Here is a 24,179-nt window from a genome sequence, read left to right as displayed (position 1 = left end):
GGGTCAAACAACATCAACGTTGACTGACACACCGCATTCGCGAGCAAGCCCGCTCCCACATTCGTTCTTTATTTCAAGTGGCGGAAGCTTTGCACTGCGGAACCGAGGACCACCGCGCCAGCGGCGACGGCGACCCAGAATCCGCTCCGGGCTCCAAATGCATCGATAAGCCAACCCGAACTGGCCGCGCCCATCGCCACGCCGATACTCAATCCAGTCACCAGCCAGGTCAGGCCTTCAGTGAGTTTGGCCGGCGGCACGATGCGCTCCACCAACGCCATCGCCACAATCAGCGTCGGCGCAAAAAACAGCCCCGCGACGAACACCGCCAGCGACAGCCCGAGAATGTCCGTCGCCAGCAGCAACGGCAGCGTAGTCACCGCCGTCGCCACCCCGCCATACAGGAACAGTTGCGGCAGCGGCAGTTTCGAGCGCAACGCCCCGAACGCCAAACCGGCCAGGCACGAGCCGATGGCATACACCGACAACACAATGCTCGCCGCCGCCGGCTGGCCCTGCTGCTGGGCGAACGCCACGCTAACCACATCCACCACACCGACGATGGTGCCCATGGCGACCATCAACAGCATCAGCAGCTGAATCTCGCTGGAACGAATGATCGAGACCTGATGATGGTCTTCATGAGGATGAATCGCCGGCTCGGTGTCACGTTGCAGCACAAACGCCGTCACTCCGATCGCCAGCATCAGCAACGCCGCCAATGGCCCCGCCTCGGGGAACGCCACCACGCACAACCCCACCGACAGTGGCGGCCCGACAATAAAACAGACCTCGTCCAGCACCGACTCCAACGCATAAGCGGTTTGCAGTTCAGGCTGGCCGCGATACACCTCGGTCCAGCGTGCTCGCACCATCGCCGACATGCTCGGCATGCAACCCGCCAGCGCGGCGAACACAAACAACGTCCACTGCGGCGCCTGCAAGCGCGTGCAAAGCAACACCAGCAACAACGCCCCGCCACCGATCAGCGCCGAGACCGGCAAGATCCGACGCTGCCCGAAGCGGTCCACCAGCCGCGAAACCTGCGGCGCACAAAATGCCGTGGCCAGGGCAAACGTCGCCGCCACTGCGCCAGCCAGTCCATACCCGCCCTGCCGTTGCGAGAGCATGGTGATCAGGCCGATGCCGGTCATGGAAATCGGCATGCGCGCGATCATCCCGGCCAGTACAAAAGCTCGAGTGCCCGGGGAGTTGAACAATTCGCGGTAGGGGTTTGCCATGGAGTCCTCTCATCTTTGCGGATGCACGGTGCCACAAACCCGACTGACAGTAAAAAGTACCAGGACGCAAGCCTCTGCAACGCCTTGCGACGCCATCGAAACTGAACTAGATTTTCTATTCCCGAAAACAAGTCTGAAGTTCACTACGAAGTCTGGTCCGAAGTAATGTCCAGTAGCGAAGGCACGCTGGAGTCTTGCTATGGAAGAGTTACTGATTCTGGTCAGCCCGAAAGATCGCCAGACCGGCTTCGCCCCCAAATTGCAGGTCCATCAACAAGGCCTGCGACACCGCGCATTTTCCATTTTCGTTTTCGATCACAACGGGCATCTGCTGCTGCAGCAACGCGCGCTTGGCAAATACCATTCGGCGGGGCTGTGGACCAATACCTGTTGTGGCCATCCTCGCTTGGGTGAGCGAACGCTCGCAGCGGCGCAACGGCGGCTGCGCGAAGAAATGGGCATCACCTGCAAATTGTTCAAGGTCTCGACGCTGCTCTATCACGAGCCCGTCTCGAACCAGCTTATCGAGCATGAATACGATCACGTATTTGCTGGCGTCTGCGATATCGATCCCGTCGCCAACGCCGAAGAGGCCGAAAACTGGCAATGGATGGATCTCTCGAAAATCCCAGCCGCCATCGACGCGGCACCGAAGACGTTCACCACATGGTTTCGCAAGATGTTCGAACAATTCGGCCTGAACGGCATACGCCAATGGCATGAGCTCGCACGGAGCGGCACACCGCGCAGCCAGGCAGTCTCGAACTGGAAGGTACCGCCGCTGCATTGCGTGGCGCCTTTGCGAATCGATGAAACACTCGCCTCAGAGGTCGATGACCGGCTCATGCACTGGATTGAAAAAACCGGCATTTTCGCGGGTCAACAGGAAAAAATTCGTGCCTCGGGATTCGGCCGCTTCGCCATGTTGTGCCACACGGACACCGACGATCCTGACCGCCTGCTTTTATCCGCTCAATGCATCGCTGCGTTGTTCGCCGTGGACGACTACTACTGCGACGATGAACGGACCGGCTCCATACCGGCGCTGGTCGGCCCTCGCCTGTCGGTCGCGCTCGCCGCGCTTGAGCCTGTGCATTTAACCGAGGATTATCGCCTGGCACTTGAAACTGCCCTGGAAAGCGACCCTGTCCTGGTAGGCCTGCGCGCGTACATGGCACGCGTCGCCGAGTTCGCCACATTCAGCCAGATCGCCAGGGTCCGCCATGAAATCATCGCCATGTTCGTCACCATGACCGCCGAAGCGGCCTGGCGCTTCAGTGGCGTCACACCTGCCCTCTGGGAATATCTGGCCCAGCGCCAGACCAATAGTTTTCTGCCCTGCATGTCGCTGATTGACGTCATCGGCGGCTATGAGCTGCCGGCCAATGTCTATTCCTCTCCCGCGGTGCGCCGTGTCACTACGTTGGCGGCCAGCGCGACAATCATCGCCAACGACCTGTATTCAGCCCCCAAGGAAAACCTTGCCCAAGTCGGTGACTTCAATCTGCCGTTGCTGCTGGCGAATGAGAGGCAATGCTCTATCGCACAAGCCATGAAACTGAGCGCGGCAGTTCATGACGACGTCATGCGTCTGTATGAAGCCGCCGAAAAAGAGTTGCTCGTGGATGCTTCGCCCCTGCTCAAGCGCTTTCTGGCAGGCGTGAAAAGCTGGGTAGCAGGAAGCCTGGAGTGGCATCGCCACAGTGGCCGCTACCGGACCTGAGCCATGAACACATGACTGTCTGCCTATGGGAAAAGGCCGGCGGTTGCAGATAAAGATCTTTTCATGGCCGAATCTGAACTCTCGCCACCGTGTGCCAGTCAGCTAGTTAAGCCCTCTATTCAAGGCTTTAACCTTGATGCAGATTTCTCTCGACCAACCAGTTTTTCTGCACCCGCGCGGCCCTGCGAATTTTCAATCAACAGGGTATCCGCGAAGGCGTGTCCCGTGCCGCTGACAAAATCATTCACATGAGCTCGGCGCACCAACGGGTTCCCTGTCTTTATCCGGAGTTTCGCGGCAATGACTGATCATCATCCCGAACGACAAAGCGCTATCGATGCCCATGGCATCATCGGCGACATGCGCAGCGTGGCACTGGTCAACGACAAGGGCAGCGTGGACTTTTTCTGCTGGCCGGAATTCGACAGCCCGTCAATCTTCTGCTCGCTGCTGGACACCCCTGAGGCCGGGATTTTCCAACTGTCCCCGGATTTACCCGACGCTCGCCGCGAGCAGATTTACCTGCCCGATACCAATGTGCTGCAAACCCGTTGGCTCAGCGACCGCGCAGTCGTCGAAGTCACCGACCTGCTGCCCATCGGCGACAGCGAAGATGACACGCCGATGCTGATGCGCCGGGTGCGTGTGGTCAGCGGCCAGGCAACGTTTCACATGCGCTGCGCCGTGCGTCATGACTACGCTCGCGCCAAGACCCGCGCACGCATGGATGAAGAAGACGTGACCTTCGAGGCCACCGATCAGCCGTCCCTGCGCCTGTCTTCGGATCAGGCTTTGCGTATAGACGGCCATGCGGCAGTCGCCGAATTCACCCTCGAACAGGACCAGAGCGCCGAATTCCTGCTCGGCGGTATCGCCGACCCACGGTTCAAGGAAGGCGCCGCCGCGATCTCTCTGGAGCGCACCCTGAAGTTCTGGCGCGACTGGATCGGCCAATCCAACTACCGGGGCCGCTGGCGGGAAATGGTCAAGCGATCGGCCCTGGCGCTGAAGTTGCTGACCTCGCGCAAACACGGCGCAATCCTCGCCGCCGCGACCTTCGGCCTGCCGGAAACACCTGGCGGCGAGCGCAATTGGGATTACCGCTACACATGGATCCGCGATGCCTCGTTCACCGTCTACGCGTTCATGCGCCTGGGCTTCGTCCAGGAGGCCAACGATTACATGCGCTGGCTGCGCGGGCGGGTCAGTGATTGCCACGGCAAACCGATGAAACTCAACATCCTCTATGCCATCGATGGCCGCCAGGAACTGCCGGAAACCGAACTCTCGCACCTCTGCGGCCATGGCGGCGCAACACCGGTACGGATCGGCAATCAGGCTTACGACCAGGTCCAGCTCGACATCTTCGGCGAGCTGATGGACGCGGTGTACCTGGTCAACAAATACGGCGACGCCATCTCCCATGAAGGCTGGAAACACACCGTGGAAGTGGTCGATCAGGTCTGCGAAACCTGGGAGCAAGAGGACGTCGGTATCTGGGAAATGCGCGGCGAGCAGCATCACTTCCTGCACTCACGACTGATGTGCTGGGTCGCACTGGACCGGGCCATTCGCCTCGCCTCAAAACGCTCACTGCCCGCCCCGTTCGCCCGCTGGGACCAGACCCGACAAGCGATCTACGCCGACATCTGGGAAAACTTCTGGAACGAAGAATGTGGACACTTCGTCCAGTACATCGGCGGTACCGCGCTCGATGGCTCGATGCTGCTGATGCCGCTGGTACGCTTCGTCAGCGCCAAGGACCCGCGCTGGCTCGCAACCCTCGACGCCATCGAAAAGAATCTGGTGCGCGACGGTATGGTTTACCGCTATCGCAATGAAGACGCCCGGATCGACGGCCTCGACGGCACCGAAGGCGCCTTCGCCGCGTGTTCATTCTGGTACGTCGAATGCCTGGCCCGCGCCGGACGGGTGGAAAAGGCGAATCTGGAATTTGAACAGTTGCTGAGGTACGCGAACCCGCTGGGGTTGTACGCCGAAGAGTTCGACAGCCATGCGCGGCATCTGGGCAATACGCCGCAAGCGCTGACGCATTTGGCCCTGATCAGTGCGGCGTGTTTTCTGGATCGGAAATTGAGTGGGGAAAAGAGTTTCTGGCAGCCTTGAGACCGCGCCACAGGTTTTGTGTAGGCCAAAGCCTTACATTTCATAAACAAAACCCGCGTTCACTACCAGAAAATCCTTTGTTGCCAGCCGTAACATCCCCCCCTACCATCGACCGTCAACGGGTACAGCGGAGCTGTCCAACAAAACCCGAATTCAAGGAACCCGAATGACCCAGCGCATCCACCGCAGCATCGACACCCCACTCCGCTCAGGCCTGAACCGCGATGAATTGTGGGAAGGCCAGGACAAGGGCCTGATCAAATGCTGGGAAATCGGCCGCCAACGCGCCGCCCGTTTCCCCGAACTCGCCCAACGCTGCCTTGCCGGCGAACTGCCGGTGCTGGGCTGGAAAGGTGGCGTCAGCCGCAGCCTGAAAAAACTCGAAAAATACGGATCCCTTAAGTACCTCGCCCAATGGCAGGGGCTGCGCGGGGAAGATCTGGATATCGATTTGAGTGAAGAACGGGCGTTGACCTGTTCGCGGACCAACATGGTGGTGACGTTTACGCCGGACCGGTCGAAATACTTCAATCAGGTGGCGGAAATTGAAGCCTAGGAAAAACAGGCGAAGGCATCGCCCACTTCACCGGGGGCGTCGGGCATAACATTCCCGAAGAAGCGCCCGAGGCAACGGTCAGAGCGTTACTGGATCTGCTGGAGGGCTGACGCTGAAACGTTCTCGATAGGCCTGCGGAGTCACGCCCATGGCCCGCAGAAAACTGCGTCGAAGCGTCTCTTCGCTGCCGAATCCGCATTGCACCGCCACCCGTTTGATCGGCACGCCGGTATCGCTGAGCAAACGTCGGGCGGTCTCGACCCGAATCAGTTCGATGGCCCGGGCCGGAGTCTGGCCAGTGTCGGCGCGGTAATGGCGGACGAAGCTGCGTTCGCTCATGCCGGCCTGCAAGGCCAGGGTCGGGATGCCCAAATCCTTGGTGAGGTTTTCGCTGATCCAGGCATGAAGTTCGTCGAAACGGTTGCCTTCCTTCTGCAAAGAGAGGGTGACGCTGAACTGCGACTGGCCACCGGGACGTTTCAGGAACACCACCAGTTGCCGGGCGACTTCCAGGGCCATCGTGCGGCCGAGATCCTCTTCCACCATGGCCAGCGCCAGATCGATACCGGCAGTGACCCCGGCCGAGGTCCAGACCGGACCGTCATTGATGAAAATCGGATTGGGTTCAACCTGCAGCCGCGGATGCTGCTGCGCCAACTGCTCGCAACGGGTCCAGTGAGTGACCACCCGCCGGCCATCGAGCCAGCCGCTGGCCGCCAGCAAAAATGCCCCGGTGCACACCGACGATACCCGCCGACACCCCGTCGCGTGTTCACGTACCCAGGCCACCAGCGGTTCATCTCGCGCCGCGTCGTAAACGCCCCAGCCACCGGCAATGATCAACGTGTCACTGGCCACTTCGGGCAGCGGTTCGGCCAACAGCGCCAGCCCCGCCGACGACATCACCGCCCCGCCGCCGCTGGCAATCACCGTCGGCGCATAAGGTGGCGGAAAACCTTGCTGGCGGGAAATATCGTTGGCCGAAGCGAACACCTGCAACGGCCCGGTGACGTCGAGCAATTGCACATTGGCAAAGGCGAGCACGTGAATGGTTTTCGGCATGATTGGCGTAATTCGTGGGGTTATTGGCGTATACGCCAAATCCTACGAGCCTAAAGTGAAGTCGTCCACCCACTTCATGAGAAAAATGCCATGACGTTGCAGATCGGTTTTCTGTTGTTTCCACAGGTTCAGCAACTGGACCTCACCGGCCCTTACGACGTACTGGCCTCGCTGCCGGACGTGAAGGTGCATTTGATCTGGAAGGACCTGATGCCCGTCACCGCGAGCACCGGCCTCGTGCTGAAACCGACCACCACGTTCGACGATTGCCCGCCGCTGGATGTGATCTGCATTCCTGGCGGCGGTGGCGTCGGGCCGTTGATGGAGGATGAACAGACGCTGGCCTTCATCAAGGCGCAGGCTGCCAACGCGCGTTATGTCACATCGGTGTGTACCGGTGCGCTGGTGCTCGGCGCGGCGGGTCTGTTGAAAGGCAAACGCGCCACCACTCACTGGGCCTATCACGAATTGCTGACGCCTTTGGGAGCGATCCCGGTGAAGGATCGAGTGGTGCGCGACGGCAATCTTCTGACCGGTGGCGGGATCACGGCGGGCATCGATTTTGCCCTGACCCTGGCCGCGGAGTTGTTCGATAAGGACACGGCAGAGCTGGTGCAGTTGCAGCTCGAATACGCCCCGGCTCCGCCGTTTACCTCGGGCAGCCCTGAAACGGCTCCGGTCAGCGTGCTGGAGGAAGCCCGTGAACGGGCCGCTGCGTCGTTGAAACTGCGCTCGCAAATCACTGAACGTGCAGCGGCGAAACTCGATCGGTTGTCAGCACGCTGATCCATCCCGACCGGCAGCCAATGCCTGGCTGCCGTTCACCCGGCCAAAATGATGCACCGAGGATTTTCCATCGCCCATAAAAAAACCCGCCTAAGCGGGTTTCTCAAGACCATTTCGACATCCTGTCGGCAGCCATCCTGGCCAATGGTCGATCATCCTTGATCCTGAGCGCTTCCTGCGACTCAGTTGATGGATCCAGAATAAACATATCGCTTAAGGGTAAACAGAGGACATACCCACCTGTGGGTGTAAGCCATTGACCATTTCAGCCTTGAAGCCCTCTTCTGTAGCAGCTGCCGAAGTCTTTTCGACAGGCGAAAAAAAACCCGCCGAAGCGGGTTTTTCCCAAGACCATTACGACTCCCTGTCGGCAGCGATTCCTTGCTTATGGTCGATCATCCGTGATCCCGAACACTTCCTGTGTTTCGGTTGATGAGGCTAGATTACGCTTCGGATCCAATGTGCAATAGACGACATAGCTACTATCGCGTGTAGGACATTCGCTATAGCCGCCCTTCCGAAAACCCTTAGACGGGTAAGGTTTCAAGCATCGAAGCCGCGCGTTCATGCCGCGATCACTCTTCCTGACGCTCGCGTTGCTTGGCACTGACCTTGAGAAATTCTTCGATATTGCTCATCTGCTCATCCCAGCCGCGACTGTCCATGCGGAACGCCTTGAGCCGGCGCGTCTGAGGGATGTGATCGAAACCGGACTCGGTGACCTTGAGTAAGGTGCCTTCATCCATGTCTTCGAGCTCGAACTTCACCAGTGTGGTGGGTTCCTGGGAGTAATCGATATCGGGCTCGATCGCGTACGGGTGCCAGCGAAACGAAAACACCCGTTCCGGCTCGACCCGCTCCACCAGTACGTTCCACAGCAAGTGCTCATAACCCGGGTACGTAATCTGCCCCTGGGTCCACTCACCGGCGACAAAACGCTTGCCCTCCAGCGCCACGCCAAACCACTGTCCGAAGGCTTCGGCATTGGCCAGCACGCGCCAGACCTGCGAGCGCGGCGTTTTGAGCAGGATCTTCCTTTCGATGCGATCTGATGCTGGATTCATAAGTCACCTCCTGTACTGAACAGTAGGCCTGTAAGACCACAAGACCAACCCTAAAGTTGTATCAATTGGGTATCGCAATCAACCCTACCTGAAATATTCGGCTGCATTTCAAGACGTAAGTTCTTTCGTGAAGACGAAACTCAGCGCCCGAAACTGCTAACGTTCAGGACGAAGTTGACTCAGACAAGGACGATTCATGCAGCTTCACCCTCACGCAATCAGGAGCACGCGATGAATAGCCTGCATGGCAGCTGCTTGTGCAAAGCCATCGAATACGAACTCGATAGCCTCGACATGCCCATCAGTCATTGCCATTGCCAAACCTGTCGCAAGGCACACGCGGCGGCATTCGCCTCGACAGCCGGGGTCATGCGCGAACATTTTCGCTGGACCAAAGGCCAGGACCGCCTGAGCAGTTACGAATCGTCACCGGGCAAACTTCGGCATTTCTGTTCAGTCTGCGGTTCACACTTGATGGCTGAACGCTTGGCCCAACCCCACGTCATTGTTCGTGTGGCGACACTGGACGATGACCCGCAAATGACGCCTCAGACGCATATCTGGACGAAACATGACGCGCCGTGGCTTGCTTATGAATCGATTGAAAAATGCCCTGAATGGCAAACATAAAGGGTCGAATACGGCACTAAACTGCATCCCAACTTTCCTGTCACAGCGAGAATCCCCATGCACCCACGCTTTCTTCTGGCACTGACGCCTCTGCTGTTCGCCACCGCCGCTTATGCTGCGGACTGCGACAACGCCGCCGATCAGGCGACGATGAATGAGTGCGCGGCGCAGCAGCACAAGACGGCGGACAAGGAGTTGAATGCGCTTTACCAGCAGATCAATGAACGTTTGAAGAGCAACCCCGACAGCAAAAAGCTGCTGATCGGGGCGCAGCGTTCGTGGATTGCGTTTCGCGATGCCGAGTGCAAGTTCTCGAGCGCCGGGGTGGAAGGCGGGAGTGTGTATCCGCTGATCTACAGCAACTGTGTCACTGAGTTGACCAAGGCGCGGGTGGAGACATTCAAGAATTATCTGAAGTGTCAGGAGGGGGATTTGAGTTGTCCGGTGCCTGGGGCTTGATGCTTGGGTGCCTTTGAGGGCCTCTTCGCGGGCAAGCCCGCTCCCACAGTGGATCTGCGTCGTACACAAGGTTTGTGTTCAACATAGACCCATGTGGGAGCGGGCTTGCCCGCGAAGGCGCCAGTTCAAGCACCGAGGTTACCGGACAAATATCTGCGCAGTCGTGATCGCCATATCCCCACCCGGCAACTTGATGCTGCCGATCTGCTTCATGCTCTCGGGATCAAAAATCGCCACATCGTTAAAGGTCCCCGCCAGATAAATCTTGCTGCCGTCCTTGTTGAACGAAATGCAGTAGTAGGAATGATCCAGCGTCGCTGCCTGGAGCATTTTCTTCTCCTTGATGTCGTACTTCGCCAAACGGTTGAGCACGCCGAACATCAGGTTCGGATCCTTCGGCGAGCGCATGCCGCTGAAGTAGATTTCCGTCAGAGGGCCGAAGTCGGTGGTTTCGGTCTTGCCGGTTTTCAGGTCGATGCTGAACAGCCCGTAAAGGTACTCGGCGGTCAAGGGGTCCTGTTTCTTGTCCTTGAATTTCGCCGCGGTGTAGAGCAGCGAGAAGTCATGGCGATAAGTCTGCTGGTTCCACACGTAGAGCACGTCCGGCGCGCTGTAGTTCGGGCGTTTCCAGTGGCGGCTGGGGATCAGCACGTCGAACTTTCCGGTCTTCACATCGACCTTGTAGACGTCCGCCCCGGCCACGTACAGCGTGCCGTCGTCACCACTCTGCATGATCGTCAACTGCCGGGGCGCCGGGAAACTGCGCACGGGTTTGGCGTCCATACCGGCGTCGGTGGCGTACACATCGAGCCGTGGTTGCTGCACTTCATAGCGGTCATTGAGCATCAACGTCGGGTTGGCAATGGTGAACAATTCCTTGCCGTCGTGGCTGAGGGTGAAGGCGAACATGGACCTCGCTTTCTCCCCCGGTTTCTGAGTGATGCTGGCGTGAAACACCTGCTTGCAGCTGTCGATTTCAACGCCGTAGACATCCGCGTAGTGATTGTTCAGCACATAGGCGGTCTTGCGGTCCGGCGACAACTGAACGGTGCCGGGACCGAAGGCATCCGGCATCTTGCAGGTCTTGAACAAGGTGTCGGTGGCCAGGTCGATGACGTGCAGGTTGTTCGGGTAATTGGTGGTCAACATGTACTCGTGACCGTCTTGCAGTGCAGTGTTTTCGTCGGCCAGAACAGTGAGCGAACAGGTACTCAGGACGGCGAATGCGGCCAGGCCGCAGGCTTTGATATTACGCATGCTGGAATCCTTCTCTGTCCGATTACTTGTCTTTTGGAAAGACAGTCCCGAGGTTGCGCCAGTTTTCATTGGACGCCTGGGCATCCTTGTTCCAGTCCGGGTAAGTGCTCATCATGTCGGGCACCTGGGCCGGCCACCAGCAAGGGTCGGAACAACCGTAAAGGTCGGCTTCCATCGGCTGGCACAGCGACGACACACCGCCAAAGGCGTCGATTTCCCAACCCGGGTCGGTGGTCGAGGCGCAGCCGGCGACGGAACTCATCGCCACCACTTCTTCGATGCGGTTTTCGGCCGCGGCCTCATCGAGTTTCAGTGCTTTATTATTGATTGCCTTGAGATGTTTCATATCAGTGAGCCTTGCGCGGAGTGATGTAGCTGCTGATAAACGCAGGGTTGTGGGCCATGATCCGGGTGTAGACCTCGATGCCGAAGTCGACCCAGTCACGCATCAGTTCGCAGTAGTGATAGGTCGGGTGGGTCGGGTCGCCGTAACGGGCGTAGCTCTCGTGATAGCAGCCGCCGGAACAGAGGTTGCGGATCTGGCAGTCCTCGCAACCGGTATTGGTACGGTCCAGGCGTTGGGACAGGAAGTCGTTCAACTCCACCTGCTTCACACCGCTGTGGACGTTGCCGAAGGTCGGCAGGCTCGAACCGGTAAAACGGTGGCACAGATTCAATTCGCCCTTGTGATCCACCGCCAGCATCTTCAGGCCCGCGCCGCAGGGCAGGGCTTTTTTGTGGCCTTCGTGGATGTCGGTGATCAACTGGTGCAAGTTGGAGAAACCGATATTGCGGTGTTCCAGCGCCGCTTCCAGATAACGTCGGCCGAGTTTCTTCATGTTGGCGAAGACTTCGATCAGCTCATCGCTGGACAGGTTGAAGGTGCTGATGTCGCCGGAGGTCACCGGGGCAAAGCCGACTTCGGCAAAACCCAGTTCGTTGAACAGGTGATCCCAGATGGTTTCGACGTCGGTAACGCCGGTGGTCAGGGTCACGCGGGCACCGACCGGACGACTGTTGTAGCGCGACAGCAGCATTTCAGCCTTGCGCCGCACCACGTCGTACGTGCCCTGCCCGCCCACGGTAATGCGGTTGCGGTCGTGCACGGTTTTCGGTCCGTCGATACTGACTGACAGGCCAAAACGGTGGGCGTTGAGGTAGTCCACGGTCTCTTCGGTGAGCAGCGTCGCGTTGGTGGTCATGACGAACTCGACGAACTTGCCCGCCTCGCGGAAACGCTTCTCGCAATAGTCGACCATGTACTCGATCAGCTTGCGATTGCTCAGCGGCTCCCCGCCGAAAAACACCACGGTGAAACGCTCCTCGTCCGGCGATTCACGCAGCAGCATTTCCACCGAGGCGACCGCCGTTTCGACGTCCATTTTCTTGCCAGCCGACGGCTTGTCCAGGTCTTCCTTGTAGCAGTAGGTGCAGCTCAGATTGCAGCCGGTGTTGACGTTGAGCACCACGGTATTGATCGCCGTGCGCTCGACGCGTTTGGTGCCAATGTCGGGGGTCAGCGGCGAGCCGTCGCTGACCAGCTCCAGGGCCATCAACTCGCGCAGGGTCTCGGTGATTTCTTCACCGTTGAAGCGCGCGGCCAAGCGCTGGATCAGGTCCTCGGATGAACAGCCGGGACCGCGCAAGGTATCGATGATGGTGCCGGTCAGCTCATCGCTGGCGAACAGCGAACTGCTGGGGATGTGAAACAGCATGCGGTCGGCATCGACATGCACTTCGTGCAGATTCCGCTCGACCAGATTCAAAATAGCGCCCATTGCAACCTCCTGTGCAAACCCCGTTCTACGGGGCCTGCGGTCATTCCGAAAAGTGTCTGAAATCCGATGGGATCGGCCAACTCATGGAATGGGTGGATTGTTCCAGCGTTGCACAGTGACGATCATGTGGCCTTCGCCGCTCAGGGATTTCCCTGCATCGTCGACGGCGGCGATCACCTTGAGGTTGCCGGCATTGTTGGTGGACATTTTGCGCTGCGGGTTTGGCCCGGCATCGCCCGGTGTGAACACGCCGCTGTCAGCCTGCATGGTGCCGGCGAACTTGACGTCCTCGTCTTCCTTGGCGCGGTCGTCGAACGCTTCGACCGACCACTGCGCCGGGAACACGCCGATGCGATACGGCTTGCCGTCGGTGCCCTTGCCCCAGGCTTCGGCATCAAAACGGCCCTGGACTTTCGGTGTCGAACCACCGCCCTCGCCGATCCGCGCCACCGAGAACTCGGGCACGACTTTGACTTCGGCGATTTTGCTGTAGACCGACAGGGTCGGGCCTTTCAGCGTGCCGACGGTGACATTGCGCAGACCCGGTTGCGCATTGGCGGCGGCCTTGAGTTTGACCTTGATGCGCTCCGGGCTCTGCTCGATGACTTCGACCACTTCCACGCCTTTGCCAAAGTTCGGTTTGCCGGTGAGACCGCTGCCGACAAGGGTCACTTCAGTTTCAGCGCCAGCCTTCAGATAACCCGGCTGCACCGCCAGCAAACGGCTGCTGCCCTGCTTGGCTGCGACGAAGTCCAGGCCCCGCTCATCGTGCTCGGCCTCGAACATCCGGCCCTGCATGGCATTGCCTTGGGCGGCGAACACCTGGCGCATGGTTACGCCGTCGATGGTCACGTTGCCGCGCCATTCGTAGCCGGTGTAGAGAATCGCACTGCCGTCGCCATTGAATGGGCTGCCGTCGGCGTATTGGCCTTTGACGCTGACCTTGAACGTGTCGCTGCCATCGGCCGTGACGCTCATCACGCCGGCCAATTCACCCTTGCCCGGCAAGTGGCCGCTGAAGCTCCAGTCGCCCACCAGCGCTTCGGCTTTTGGCGCGGTGCTCAGCCATTTTTTCCAGGCCGGGTTGTCCAGCGGATAACGTTTGGCCAGCAGCGGCACCATGTCTTTTCGAGCAAGGTCGAACCAGTCGCGGTCGCGAGCCAGCGCCTGGTATTCCAGGGACGGCCATTGGCCGAGGTGGAAGTTCACCAGACGCTCCCATTCCTGGGCCGGACGCCGTTGCAGCGCGACCCGCGCACCGGAGTGGCAGCGGCCGCACATCTGGCTGGTCTGGTCGTCGAACTTCTCGACAGTATTGAGTCGACGCTCCAGCGCATAACGCACGCCATCGGTCTCGCTTGGGGCCAGGCCCTGGGTGTCGGCCAGGTATTTGACCAGGGTGCGGCGATCGTCATCGCTGATCTGCAAACCGTGCATGGTTTGCATGCGGGCGATGCTCATCAGCCAGCCTTCCGGCGTTTTACGCTGGTGACTGATGCGGCTCAGGGCGCTATCGGCTTCAGGGGTATGACAGCCCTGACAAGTTTCCTTGAGGATGGTCTGAGCGTCGCGGGCTGCCAGGCTGTAAGGCGAATGCAGCGCCACACAAGCGGCCAGGGCCAGCAGACTGGCACTCAGGCCTGATCGGAGTTTTCTCTTCATCAACGTCGAACCTCGCACGGTGCTTTCTTATTTTTGTGGCTTATCGTTTTTATGGTTTCTGCCGTCGGCGGCGCACCGCTGACGGAGGCAAGAGAAACGTCTGCAATGAGCAATACACGGAGCGTGCCAGCTTGGCGATTATCTTTTTAATCAATGAGTTACGAGAAAATCAATACGTTGCGACAGCGCTGAACAAGATCACCTGCGTCTAATATCGCGACAGGTGTTGCAGTCTGAGACAAGCATAGATGGCCTGACCGGAACAGCTCATCGGCCGACGATTGACGTCGCTCCCCTGCAAGCGCGAAATGGTTGTTCACCGATTGCCACCAGGGGATAAAAACATGGCAAGCATCACTGTCCTGGCGGGGGACTTTCTGCAGGGTGATGGAGAATACAGAGACGGCGTTTTCACCCTCAGAACGTCGCTTCACCCATGGCCCGGCATTACCCTCCCGCTCTCATCGTTCAAGAGCATGGAAGTGGCCAACGAGGATTCGATCAACAACATCAAGGATGCCATCGGCTTTGGCGTGGCGGGGGCCATGCTGTTGGGGCCCATCGGCGCAATTGCCGGATTCATGCTGGCCGGCAAGGAAACCGAAGTGACCTTTCTGGCGACGCTCAAGGACGACAGAAAGCTGTTGGCTGCCGTGGATGGCGACACGTTCGAGGAAATTTCCCGCAAGTTTGCAGCCTGAACAATCGGCGCGGGCCGCACCGTCTTCCAACGGTGCGGCGTGACGCCGGTTCAGATGTCATAGGTGGGGGAAACGCTTTTGTGTACGTCGATCTCGTGCTGCATGTCCGCCACCAGCGACGCGATCGCATGGGGACTGTCCAGTGTCCAGAGAGGAACGTGGGTGGCCACTATATCCACTTTGCCGGTCATGCAGTCGCAGACCCGAATCGTCAGCGACTGGTCCGCCGCCATGGTGCAAGTACAAACGGACGGCAGAAAACTGTGTTCAATGATGTTTTGAATTTCCAGGGTTGAAAGGAACATCGTTACCTCCCTCACGCCAGATGTATTGCCGGATGAACGGTCCCTCATTTCACCCACCGATCCAGAAAAGTCTAGCCCTCAATAATGGGTGCCTCAAGGTCTTCACCCGGTTGCTCGTCGTCTCATAGCTGTCGCAATTTGCAACAATCTCACAGCACCAGCGATTCCCTTGAATGCCCCAAAACCCCGCCGATCAAGGGTGGTCCTGCCTTTGCGGGCACTTGGCACAGCCATTGCGAAAGCCCTGTTCTCACGAACAACAAGAGGCCTCGCCATGTCGCTCCCTTATCTGCTTCCCGCCACCTCGGCGTTCATCCAGCGCGCCCCACGCATGCTCATCGGCGGCGACTGGGTCGAGGCCGCCGACGGCCAGACCATGCCCCTGCACAACCCGGCCACCGGCGAAGTGCTGTGCGTAGTGCCGCGGGCCACGCCTGCGGATGTCGACCGCGCCGTGCTCGCCGCCCGTCAGGCCTTCGATGATTCGGCCTGGACCCGCACCCGACCTCGGGAGCGGCAGAACCTGCTGTGGAAACTCGCCGACCTGATGGAACGCGACGCCGAACTGCTGGCGCAACTGGAATGCCTGAACAACGGCAAAAGTGCGGCGGTGGCCCAGGTGATGGACGTGCAACTGTCCATCGACTTCCTGCGCTACATGGCCGGTTGGGCGACCAAGATCGAAGGTTCCAGCGTTGAAGTGTCGTTGCCGTTGATGCCCAACGATCAATTCCACAGTTTCATTCGCCGTGAAGCGGTGGGCGTGGTCGGCGCCATCGTCGCCTGGAACTTCCCGCTGCTGCTGGCCTGCTGGAAACTCGGCCCGGCCCTGGCCACCGGTTGCACCGTGGTGCTCAAACCCGCCGACGAAACCCCGCTGACCGCGCTGAAACTCGCCGAGCTGGTGCTGGAAGCCGGTTACCCCGAAGGCGTGTTCAACGTGGTCACCGGCACCGGCATCACTGCTGGTTCCGCCCTGACCCACAATCCGCTGGTGGATAAGCTGACCTTCACCGGCTCCACCGCCGTGGGCAAGCAGATCGGCAAGATCGCCATGGATTCCATGACCCGGGTGACCCTGGAACTGGGCGGCAAATCGCCGACCATCGTCATGGCCGACGCCGACCTGAAGTCCGCCGCTGCCGGTGCCGCCAGCGCGATTTTCTTCAATCAGGGCCAAGTGTGCTGCGCAGGCTCCAGGCTGTATGTGCAGCGTAAGCATTTCGACAATGTGGTGGCGGACATCGCCGACATCGCCAATGCCATGAAACTGGGTAATGGCCTGGACCCAACAGTGGAAATGGGCCCGCTGATCTCGGCGCGTCAGCAGGAGCGGGTTTACGGGTACATCGAAAAGGGCCGGGAAAGTGGCGCGACGATCGCCTGTGGTGGTGAGCAGTTCGGGCCGGGGTTCTTCGTTAAACCGACGGTTATCGTGGATGTCGATCAGAAGCACTCATTAGTGCAGGAAGAGATCTTCGGGCCGGTGCTGGTGGCGATTCCGTTCGAGGATGAAGCCGATGCGTTGCGCATGGCCAATGACAGTCCGTATGGGCTTGGGGCGAGTATCTGGTCGAACGATCTGGCGGCGGTGCACCGGATGATTCCGCGGATCAAGTCCGGTTCGGTGTGGGTCAACTGCCACAGCGCGCTGGACCCGGCGTTACCGTTTGGTGGGTACAAGATGTCCGGGGTGGGGCGCGAGATGGGGTATGCGGCGATTGAGCATTACACCGAGTTGAAGTCGGTGTTGATCAAGTTGTAATTGCGGCGCCCTCCAGGCCGCCTTCGCGGGCAAGCCCGCTCCCACAGGGTTTTATGGTGAAGCTACCCTCTGCGGCACACACCAATCACTGTGGGAGCGGGCTTGCTCGCGAAGGGGCCAGCCCCGTCGCCCCAATCTCAGGGTTTGAAGCCTTGCGACAGTAACCAACTGCGGACCACCCGTCCCTGCTCCACCGTCAACCCGGACAACGCCTGCTCGGCCGGTTCGGTCCGCAACCGCCGCACCAACGGCGCCAACTCAACCCCTTGCACATGCCAGATCCCCAGCGGCTGATCCGCCGTGATCACCACCTCGGCTTCATCCACAAAACCATCTTTCAACACCGGCGCACGCTCAATCCTCAGTGAGGAAAAATCCGCCTCGGCATGCGCCACTTCAGCATCCGGCCACTGCCGCCGTGCAAGCCAGAATGGCTGCTGCATCCAACGCTGCTCATCGGCATAAAAATCCCGCCCGATCCGCGCAAAACGCAAAAACAACTGCTCCACCCGTTGCTGATGAAAGCGCTGAGCCAGCGCCGCTCGCTCGGGTTTACGCAACAACGTGTTGATCACCGTCGGCGCCTGTAACGCCGAGGACAAGGACTGAAAAATCCCATTGCCCGACAGCGGATCCACCGCCATCGCCGCATCCCCTACCCGAATCCAGTGATCGCCACACACCTGCGGGCACAAAATCGCCGTGCTGCTGCGGGCATGCAGCTGTAGATCGACCTCAGGCTCGACACCGAAAAACGCCCGGGCCAACGCCGAATCTTGGCGCCGCTGCCGACAGTAATCGAGTAACTGCGCCTTGCCCGGCAATTCAGCGCTGGCCACGTCCACGGTCCATTGCCAATAACACTGACCGTCAGCTCGCCGAGCCATCCAGGCCCAGCCGTCCTCAAGACTTTCCACCGCGCTGGCGGTGCTGCCCGGCGTGCCTTGCCAGCGATTGAGCAGGCTGACCGTCTCCGGTCCGCGCAGGCCTTTGCCAAGCGCTGGCGCCTGACGCCCGCGCGCCTCAACCAGAAAATCCGCCAGCAGCGCCTCGCGCCCTTCGACCTCGATCCGATGCCCCGAAGCCGATGGCTGAACCGTCAGCACACGGCCTTCGATCAGCTCAACGCCCGCCAGGCGCAGATCCTCGCGCAAGCCTCGATCAAAGCTCGGGCGATCCAGTAAAAATTCGATGTTCTGCGCATGCTGCTGGCCGTTCCATGACACCTGTCTTTGGGACGGCAGCGCCGCATCCGCCAGCGCCTGATGAAGCCCCGCGCCACGCAAGGCCTCCAGCACCCGAATGGAAACGCCTTCCAGCGCCGCAAATCGCCGCCATTCGCTGACCAGCGTTACGGGATAACCGAGCCGACGCAAACCCAAGGCAACCGCCGCTCCCGCGGGCCCTGCGCCAAGAATCAAAATCATGCTCCGAAGCGCCGTTCAGGGCCGCGATAGCGGGCGTTTTCTCGCAGCCACAAGATGACCTGTTCGTTGCTCGCCTCGGGATGCGCCACCAGGAAACCTGCAATGTGCCCGCTCAACGCCGCACAGCCGAGGCTGGCGCCGGACTGCCCCGGATAGGTGCCATGCACGCACGCGGCGAAATCCGCTTGAGCGCTGTTGAGCCACGACCATTCCTGTTCGGCGCAACGGGCATCACCAGTGACTCGCAGCACCTGTGGATAATTCGCCGGAAACACGCCCTCGCCCTGAGCCGGACTGGACGCACAGAGCAAAATACCTCGCGCTACCGCCGCGGCACAGGCTTCACGCAACAGGCTGCGATCCTGACGCAAACCAAGGCTCAAATTGATCAGCCGAACGTCCTGCGCCACCAGCCAGTCAATCGCCGTAGCGATCTGCAACGCGCTGGTGACCCCACGCTGGTCGAACACCTGAGCCACGCAAAATACCGCCGACGGCGCCCGTCGACCGATGGCCTCGATCACCGCGCTGCCGTGACCCAACGGATCGTCGCGCAAGTCGCTTTCGGCCAGGCCATCCGCCAGCAACGAGAAGCGCCGCCCGGCGACCACTTGCACCCGCTGTGCCGCCGAGTGACCGCTGTCCACCACGCCAATCCGCAGCTCAGGCTTCATGCAGCACCGTTTTTGAAGTGAGTACGCCGTCGAGCAATTCGAAACGCAAATCGGCATCGGCCAAGGTTGAAGGACGGTGGCTGATGAGGATCCGCGTACGCCCGGCAAACAGTCGATCGATGGCTTCGATGACTTCACGTTCTGTGGCTTCATCCACCGCCGAGGTCGCTTCGTCCAGCACCAGAATCAACGGATCCTGCAACAGCGCCCGGGCGATGGCGATACGCTGTTTCTGCCCGCCGGACAACTGCTGACCGCGTTCACCCAACGGGCTGTCGAGGCCTTCGGGCAAAGACTCGATCAGACTGTCGAGTTGCGCCAGCCGCGCCACTTCGGCAATCGCTTCACGGCTGGCGTCCGGCACTGCATAGGCGAGGTTGTCGGCGAGGCTGCCGCGAAACAGCACGATGTCCTGACTGACCACCGCAATCCGCCGACGCAGCTGGAACAGGTCCAGTTCGCGCAGATCAACCTCTCCCAGCAACACCCGGCCGGACTGCGGATCGTGGTGCCGTTGCAGCAGGTCGATCAGGGTCGATTTACCGACCCCGGAGCCGCCGCTCAGGGCGACTTTCAAACCATAGGGAATTCGCGCTTCGATCCCGCGCAAAGTCGTCGGGCGACCGGGATGGCTGAAGTGCACATCGTCGAAACGCAGCTCGCCGGAAGTCGGCATCGGTTGCGGCGTAACCGGTGTGAGAACGGTCGGCTCTTCACCGCGCAATTCCATCACACGTCCGAGGCTGACGGTCATTCGCTGGACCGCGACATAGAGCCCAAGCAGGCTCTGTACCGGTCCGACGGCCATGCCCAGATAGGTGGAAAACGCGATCAGTGCGCCCAGTTGCCAGGTCCCCTGCACCACCCAATATCCGCCGATCAGGAACGCGCAGGCACGGGACAGAGAGGTCAGTGTGCCCGGCACCGCCTGGGTGAAAAACTCGGTGACTTGCAGGCGCAACAACTGGCTCATGTAGCCTTGGCCCAACGTCTCCAGGCGCCGCGATTCACGCTGTTGCTGGCCGGCGGACTGGATGAATTTCATCACTGGCAAGGTCTCGACCATGAACGAGGACATGTCCGCCGAGCGCTCGCGCAATTGCCGCACATCGCGCTCGACCTTGCGCCGCATCCAGCGCAGCCAAAGTACGTCGAGGGGAATCAGCACCAGCGCCAGCAGCGAGAGTTTCCACGACAGGGTCAGCAGCATCGCCACGGCGCAGACCAGACCGATCACGCTCGACACCGCCGAGAACAACGAGTCCACGGCAAAACGCTGGATCTCCGCGACGTCGCCATCGAGGCGCGACATCAGGTCACCGATTCGGCGCTGTCCGTAGAAACTCGGCGAGAGGGTTTGCAGATGTCGATAGAGGTCGTCGCGCAGGGCAAACAGAATCCGCCCGGACAGCCGCGTGTGCAGGTAACGGTTGATCCCCGACAGCCCCGTTCCGAGCAGCCCGGCCACGATCATCAACCCGGCGATCAGCACCAGCATCGGAAAGTTGCGCGCCAGCAGGCCATCGTCGATCAGCAGCTTGGTCAGCCAAGGCTGGACCAGCACCAGCAACGAGGCGCAGACCGATAACCCGAGCAGCCCGGCAATCGCCAGACGATGGGGCCGTACGAAGCTGTAGAGCCAGCGCAACGCCGCTTGCAGGGCTTCGGGGTTTTGGCTGTCGATCAGCCGAACGATCAAGCGCTGCATCACGAGCGCAACTGTTTGAGCTTGCGATACAAGGTCGCGCGGCTGATGCCCAAGGCATCGGCGGCGGCCGAGACGTTGCCCTGGTGAGTGTCCAGGGACTGGCGAATCAGCTCCAGTTCATTTTCACGAATGCTGCCGGCCTGAGGGCGTTCGGTGGCGCTCAACTCGTCAAGCATGCTGTCGGGCAAGTGGTCGAGGGTGAGTACGGTGTCCCCCGGCTCGCGCATGGCCAGTGCCGTGCGCAAGACCATTTCCAGTTGGCGGATGTTGCCCGGCCAGTGATAGCCGCCGAGCAAGCGGTTCAAATCGTCATGCAGGACCATCGTCGGCGCATCCAGTTTGGCCAGCAGTCGAGTGACCAGGCCGCTGAAATCTTCACGTTCGCGCAAGGCCGGGAGCATCACGCTGATGCCGTTGACCCGATAAAACAGGTCCTCCCGGAAGTGCTTGTCTTCGACCAGTCGCTTGAGGTCGCGGTGGGTGGCGCAGATCAGTGCGACGTCGATGTCTTGCTCTTCGCCGGCGCCCAACGGTGCCACTTTGCGGTCCTGCAACACCCGCAGCAGGCGGGCCTGCAAGGCCAGCGGCATGTCGCCGATTTCATCGAGAAACAAGGTGCCGCCATGGGCCTGTTGCAGCCGACCGATCATCCCACCGCGACGCGAGCCGGTGAACGCGCCTTCGCGGTAGCCGAACAATTCCGACTCGATCAGGCCTTCGGGAATCGCCGCGCAGTTCACCGCGACGAAGGGTTTGTCGCAGCGGGTGCCGGCCATGTGCAGGGCGCGGGCGATGACTTCCTTACCGGTGCCGGTTTCGCCCAGCAGCAACACTGGCAGCTCATTGGCCAGGCCTTGACGGGCCATGCGCAAGGCTCGGGCATAACGGACATTGCTGCCGGCCAGGGATTCGAGATCCGGTGGTGCTTTGGTGGTTTTCGCTGGGCTGCGCGGTGGCGTGCTGACGTTGATCGAACGCTGCGGCGCACGCAGGGTTTTGTAGAAGAACTCGCCTTTGGCCGTTTGCAGACTGCCGACACCGCCCTGATGCAGACGCGACAGAAGTTGCAGGCCATCGACACCCAGAAACTCTTCACAGCGTCGACCGACCAGCGCCGAGCGCTCGGCGTGGAGCAACTGACAGGCCTGGGCGCTGACCGCGAGAATCTGCCCGCCAAGGCTCACCGCCAACAGACCCTGCCAAGGGGATTCGAGGTATTGCCGACGGCTATGGAAAGCCAGGACGATCTCGTCCGGATAACTGGCGTTGAACACCCGGCTTTCGATCTGGCTGACGGCCATGGCCAGCAACGCGGTGCTGTCGTGAACGCGGCCAAGCGGACCTTCGCGGGTCAGGTCGAGTACGCCAAGGATGTCGCCCTGCGGGCAATGGATCGGCACCGAGGTGCAAGAGAAATCGGTCAGGCGATCGAGGTAATGTTCGCCGCAATCGATCATCGTTGGCCGGGCTTCTACCAGTGCGGTGCCCAGCGCGTTGGTGCCGCGAGCGGCTTCGCTCCAGCAGGCGCCGAGGGTGATGTCTTGCAGGCCGCTGCCCTTGAGGCGATCGGCGCGGCCTTCGACAGCGAGAATGGTGGCGTCGGAATTGGCGAGGATGATCAGCCCTTCCTTGCCCTGACGTTCGGCCAGGTAATCGATGGCCGGCAATGCCGCATCGATCAGCAGCCGATTGCTCGCCAACAGCACGTCGAGGCTCGCGCTCGATTCCAGCGCCAGCTCGTGCTTGGCATTGAAATGCACGCCATGGCTGAGGCTACGCCGCCACGACGCATCGATTTCCGCCCGCAACACGCCATCGGGGACTTCGCCCTCGAGATGGAGTTTTTCCCGGGCCAGCCGGGCTTCGCGGTGCAGCTTGGGAGGAGTTGTTTTTATTAGTGTCATCAAGCGCTCCGGATCGGTCCGCCCTGCGCTTTTTCAAGATCAGCGCCCTGCCGCAATCTTTACGTTAACGTCAGGGCGATGGCAAGTGCCTTACAGCGCTTGTGTTCCGTCAGGTGGACCGAGTCATCGTTCTTCGCGAGCAAGCCCGCTCCCACAGTTGACCCGGTTGAACCGCAGATTTGTGAACGACGCCAAACCTGTGGGAGCGAGCCTGCTCGCGATTACGGTATTTCAGACAACCCAAGGCTCAGAGCTGCCACACCTCGGCATTCACAAAAAACGCCCGCGCATTATCCTCCAGACTCTCCAGGTGATACCCGCCCTCCTGCACAATCAGGCACGGCAACCCAAGGCTGCGAATCCGCTCGCCCAGCCGCGCAAACCCTTCACGGGTCACCGCCACTTTGCTCTGCGGATCCAGCTCGAAAATATCGAACCCCAAGGACAACACCAGCACCTCGGCGCCGAAGTCTTTCACCGCCGCCAATGCCACGTCCAATTGCCCCAGGAAGTCCGCCTCACTGGCACCATGCGCCATCGGCAAGTTGAGATTGAAGCCCTCACCCTTCCCGACACCACGCTCGTCAGCGAACCCGGCAACCCCCGGATAGAAGTTGGTCGGATCGCCATGCACCGAGACGTAGAGCACGTCATCGCGGTCGTAGAAAATCTCCTGAATCCCCTGACCGTGGTGCATGTCGGTGTCGAGCACCGCGACGCGCTCAAAACCGGCACGTAATACCTGCGCGGCCACCGCCGCATTGTTCACATAGCAGAAACCCCCGGCCGCCTCGGCCCGGGCGTGGTGACCAGGTGGACGGCATAAGGCGTAAGCGGCCGGCTCGCCATCGAGCAACGCCTGAGCGCCGGCAATGGCGCTTTGCGCCGACCAATAGGCCGAACGCCAGGTCAGCTCACCCACCGGGCAACTGCCATCGGCCAGATAGCGCGCGGCCTGGGCGAGAATCCCGCGTAGGGCGTTGGGCTCGCGGACGAAGATGTTCGACATCACCTCGTCGCCCCAATCCTCGGGAATTTCCTTCCAGCGCTGATGCGCTTCCTGCAAAAACGTCAGGTATGGCGCGCCGTGGACCGCCAGCAGCGGATCGAGTCCGGCATCGACCGGTTGCTCGACTTTGAAGCCCAGCGAATGAGAGGCCTGCACCAATCGCTGAGCGCGTTCGGGCACTTCCTGCGGCGTGCGCATCTGCCCGCGGGAGTAGTAGCTGCGTGGATGGTGAAGCAATTGTTCGGGGTGGAAAAAACTGCGCATGGATGAATACCTGTCAGTGTGGGAGCGGGCTTGCTCGCGAAGAGGGAGTGTCATTCAACAATGATGTCGACTGACAC

General features: G+C 60.4%; 22 protein-coding genes and 2 pseudogenes. 11 read left to right on the top strand and 13 right to left on the bottom strand.

The genetic code is table 11. The annotated features are described in order from the left end of the window. Positions 1-68 precede the first annotated feature (68 nt). The gene (locus KGB03_RS26835) at positions 69-1,241 is read right to left on the bottom strand and encodes an MFS transporter (RefSeq protein ID WP_223530111.1); all 1,173 of its coding nucleotides are present in this window, start codon (positions 1,239-1,241) and stop codon (positions 69-71) included. A 199-nt stretch (positions 1,242-1,440) separates the two neighbouring features. Between KGB03_RS26835 and KGB03_RS26830 the strand changes: the two genes are divergently transcribed. The 5 genes and pseudogenes from KGB03_RS26830 to KGB03_RS31450 all read left to right on the top strand — a co-directional run. Further along, positions 1,441-2,964 carry a family 2 encapsulin nanocompartment cargo protein terpene cyclase gene (locus KGB03_RS26830; RefSeq protein ID WP_223530108.1) on the top strand — a complete coding sequence of 508 codons (1,524 nt, stop codon included), beginning with the start codon at positions 1,441-1,443 and terminating at the stop codon, positions 2,962-2,964. 152 nt (positions 2,965-3,116) lie between these two features. After that, a pseudogene (locus tag KGB03_RS26825) lies at positions 3,117-3,239 on the top strand (sugar dehydrogenase); the annotation flags it as partial. Between the two features lie 25 nt (positions 3,240-3,264). After that, a complete protein-coding gene (locus KGB03_RS26820) occupies positions 3,265-5,091 on the top strand; it encodes a glycoside hydrolase family 15 protein (RefSeq protein ID WP_223530106.1) in 1,827 nt (608 codons plus the stop codon). 166 nt (positions 5,092-5,257) lie between these two features. Next, positions 5,258-5,647: a hypothetical protein gene (locus tag KGB03_RS26815; RefSeq protein ID WP_218535445.1), complete on the top strand. Its 390-nt coding sequence runs from the start codon at positions 5,258-5,260 to the stop codon at positions 5,645-5,647. 11 nt (positions 5,648-5,658) lie between these two features. Next, positions 5,659-5,757 (top strand): annotated as a pseudogene (locus KGB03_RS31450) (alpha/beta hydrolase); the annotation flags it as partial. Here the strand turns inward: KGB03_RS31450 and KGB03_RS26810 are convergent. After that, positions 5,726-6,709, bottom strand: coding sequence for a GlxA family transcriptional regulator (locus tag KGB03_RS26810; protein ID WP_218535442.1), 984 nt, complete (start codon positions 6,707-6,709; stop codon positions 5,726-5,728). The pseudogene KGB03_RS31450 and the gene KGB03_RS26810 overlap by 32 nt on opposite strands. 90 nt (positions 6,710-6,799) lie before the next feature. Between KGB03_RS26810 and inhA the strand changes: the two genes are divergently transcribed. Then, positions 6,800-7,495 (top strand): isonitrile hydratase, encoded by a 696-nt coding sequence (gene inhA, locus KGB03_RS26805; RefSeq protein ID WP_223530104.1) that lies wholly within the window; start codon positions 6,800-6,802, stop codon positions 7,493-7,495. Positions 7,496-7,751: 256 nt separating this feature from the next. Further along, positions 7,752-7,928, top strand: a complete 177-nt coding sequence (locus KGB03_RS26800; RefSeq protein WP_223530102.1) for a hypothetical protein — start codon at positions 7,752-7,754, stop codon at positions 7,926-7,928. A gap of 142 nt (positions 7,929-8,070) precedes the next feature. Here KGB03_RS26800 and KGB03_RS26795 read toward each other — a convergent pair whose 3' ends face one another. After that, on the bottom strand, positions 8,071-8,559 hold the full coding sequence (locus KGB03_RS26795; protein ID WP_008145327.1) for an SRPBCC family protein: 489 nt from the start codon (positions 8,557-8,559) through the stop codon (positions 8,071-8,073). 231 nt (positions 8,560-8,790) lie between these two features. Here KGB03_RS26795 and KGB03_RS26790 point away from each other — a divergent pair, with 231 nt between their 5' ends. Further along, the gene (locus KGB03_RS26790; protein WP_223530100.1) at positions 8,791-9,189 is read left to right on the top strand and encodes a GFA family protein; all 399 of its coding nucleotides are present in this window, start codon (positions 8,791-8,793) and stop codon (positions 9,187-9,189) included. Positions 9,190-9,246: 57 nt separating this feature from the next. Continuing rightward, positions 9,247-9,648, top strand: coding sequence for a lysozyme inhibitor LprI family protein (locus KGB03_RS26785; protein ID WP_223530098.1), 402 nt, complete (start codon positions 9,247-9,249; stop codon positions 9,646-9,648). A 138-nt stretch (positions 9,649-9,786) separates the two neighbouring features. Here the strand turns inward: KGB03_RS26785 and peaD are convergent, their stop codons facing one another. The 4 genes from peaD to peaA form a co-directional block, all read right to left on the bottom strand. After that, complete coding sequence (gene peaD / locus KGB03_RS26780) at positions 9,787-10,905, bottom strand: quinohemoprotein amine dehydrogenase subunit beta (RefSeq protein WP_223530089.1); 1,119 nt, start codon at positions 10,903-10,905, stop codon at positions 9,787-9,789. A gap of 22 nt (positions 10,906-10,927) precedes the next feature. After that, on the bottom strand, positions 10,928-11,251 hold the full coding sequence (gene qhpC / locus KGB03_RS26775) for a quinohemoprotein amine dehydrogenase subunit gamma (protein WP_008145336.1): 324 nt from the start codon (positions 11,249-11,251) through the stop codon (positions 10,928-10,930). 1 nt (position 11,252) lies between these two features. Then, positions 11,253-12,683, bottom strand: coding sequence for a quinohemoprotein amine dehydrogenase maturation protein (peaB, locus tag KGB03_RS26770; protein WP_111452476.1), 1,431 nt, complete (start codon positions 12,681-12,683; stop codon positions 11,253-11,255). A gap of 81 nt (positions 12,684-12,764) precedes the next feature. Beyond that, positions 12,765-14,345: a quinohemoprotein amine dehydrogenase subunit alpha gene (gene peaA / locus KGB03_RS26765; protein WP_223530080.1), complete on the bottom strand. Its 1,581-nt coding sequence runs from the start codon at positions 14,343-14,345 to the stop codon at positions 12,765-12,767. A gap of 344 nt (positions 14,346-14,689) precedes the next feature. On the opposite strand from peaA, the gene KGB03_RS26760 reads away from it, so the two are divergent. Beyond that, on the top strand, positions 14,690-15,046 hold the full coding sequence (locus KGB03_RS26760; protein WP_134103131.1) for a hypothetical protein: 357 nt from the start codon (positions 14,690-14,692) through the stop codon (positions 15,044-15,046). A 50-nt stretch (positions 15,047-15,096) separates the two neighbouring features. Here the strand turns inward: KGB03_RS26760 and KGB03_RS26755 are convergent, their stop codons facing one another. Beyond that, positions 15,097-15,351 (bottom strand): DUF1652 domain-containing protein, encoded by a 255-nt coding sequence (locus KGB03_RS26755; RefSeq protein WP_008145342.1) that lies wholly within the window; start codon positions 15,349-15,351, stop codon positions 15,097-15,099. A 274-nt stretch (positions 15,352-15,625) separates the two neighbouring features. Here KGB03_RS26755 and KGB03_RS26750 point away from each other — a divergent pair, with 274 nt between their 5' ends. Continuing rightward, on the top strand, positions 15,626-17,116 hold the full coding sequence (locus KGB03_RS26750; RefSeq protein ID WP_223530065.1) for an aldehyde dehydrogenase family protein: 1,491 nt from the start codon (positions 15,626-15,628) through the stop codon (positions 17,114-17,116). Between the two features lie 137 nt (positions 17,117-17,253). On the opposite strand, the gene KGB03_RS26745 is transcribed toward KGB03_RS26750, so the two are convergent. From KGB03_RS26745 to KGB03_RS26725, 5 genes are all read right to left on the bottom strand, one after another. Then, the gene (locus KGB03_RS26745; RefSeq protein WP_223530063.1) at positions 17,254-18,543 is read right to left on the bottom strand and encodes an FAD-dependent monooxygenase; all 1,290 of its coding nucleotides are present in this window, start codon (positions 18,541-18,543) and stop codon (positions 17,254-17,256) included. Beyond that, positions 18,540-19,217, bottom strand: a complete 678-nt coding sequence (locus KGB03_RS26740) for a S8 family serine peptidase (RefSeq protein WP_223530061.1) — start codon at positions 19,215-19,217, stop codon at positions 18,540-18,542. Before KGB03_RS26740 ends, KGB03_RS26745 begins: the two co-directional genes overlap by 4 nt. Then, positions 19,207-20,925 (bottom strand): ABC transporter ATP-binding protein, encoded by a 1,719-nt coding sequence (locus KGB03_RS26735; protein ID WP_008145349.1) that lies wholly within the window; start codon positions 20,923-20,925, stop codon positions 19,207-19,209. Before KGB03_RS26735 ends, KGB03_RS26740 begins: the two co-directional genes overlap by 11 nt. After that, positions 20,925-22,829, bottom strand: a complete 1,905-nt coding sequence (locus tag KGB03_RS26730) for a sigma-54-dependent Fis family transcriptional regulator (RefSeq protein ID WP_218535402.1) — start codon at positions 22,827-22,829, stop codon at positions 20,925-20,927. The genes KGB03_RS26735 and KGB03_RS26730 overlap by 1 nt, the downstream gene beginning before the upstream one ends. Positions 22,830-23,076: 247 nt before the next feature. Next, on the bottom strand, positions 23,077-24,102 hold the full coding sequence (locus tag KGB03_RS26725; protein WP_218535400.1) for a histone deacetylase family protein: 1,026 nt from the start codon (positions 24,100-24,102) through the stop codon (positions 23,077-23,079). Between the last annotated feature and the right edge of the window lie 77 nt (positions 24,103-24,179).

Origin of the sequence: Pseudomonas sp. BF-B-26 (genome assembly GCF_019956495.1) — a bacterium.
In the GTDB taxonomy this organism is placed as follows: Bacteria; Pseudomonadota; Gammaproteobacteria; order Pseudomonadales; family Pseudomonadaceae; genus Aquipseudomonas.
The sequence above is the reverse complement of the archived record's forward strand: the minus strand, read 5'-3'. Positions and strand labels throughout refer to the sequence as shown.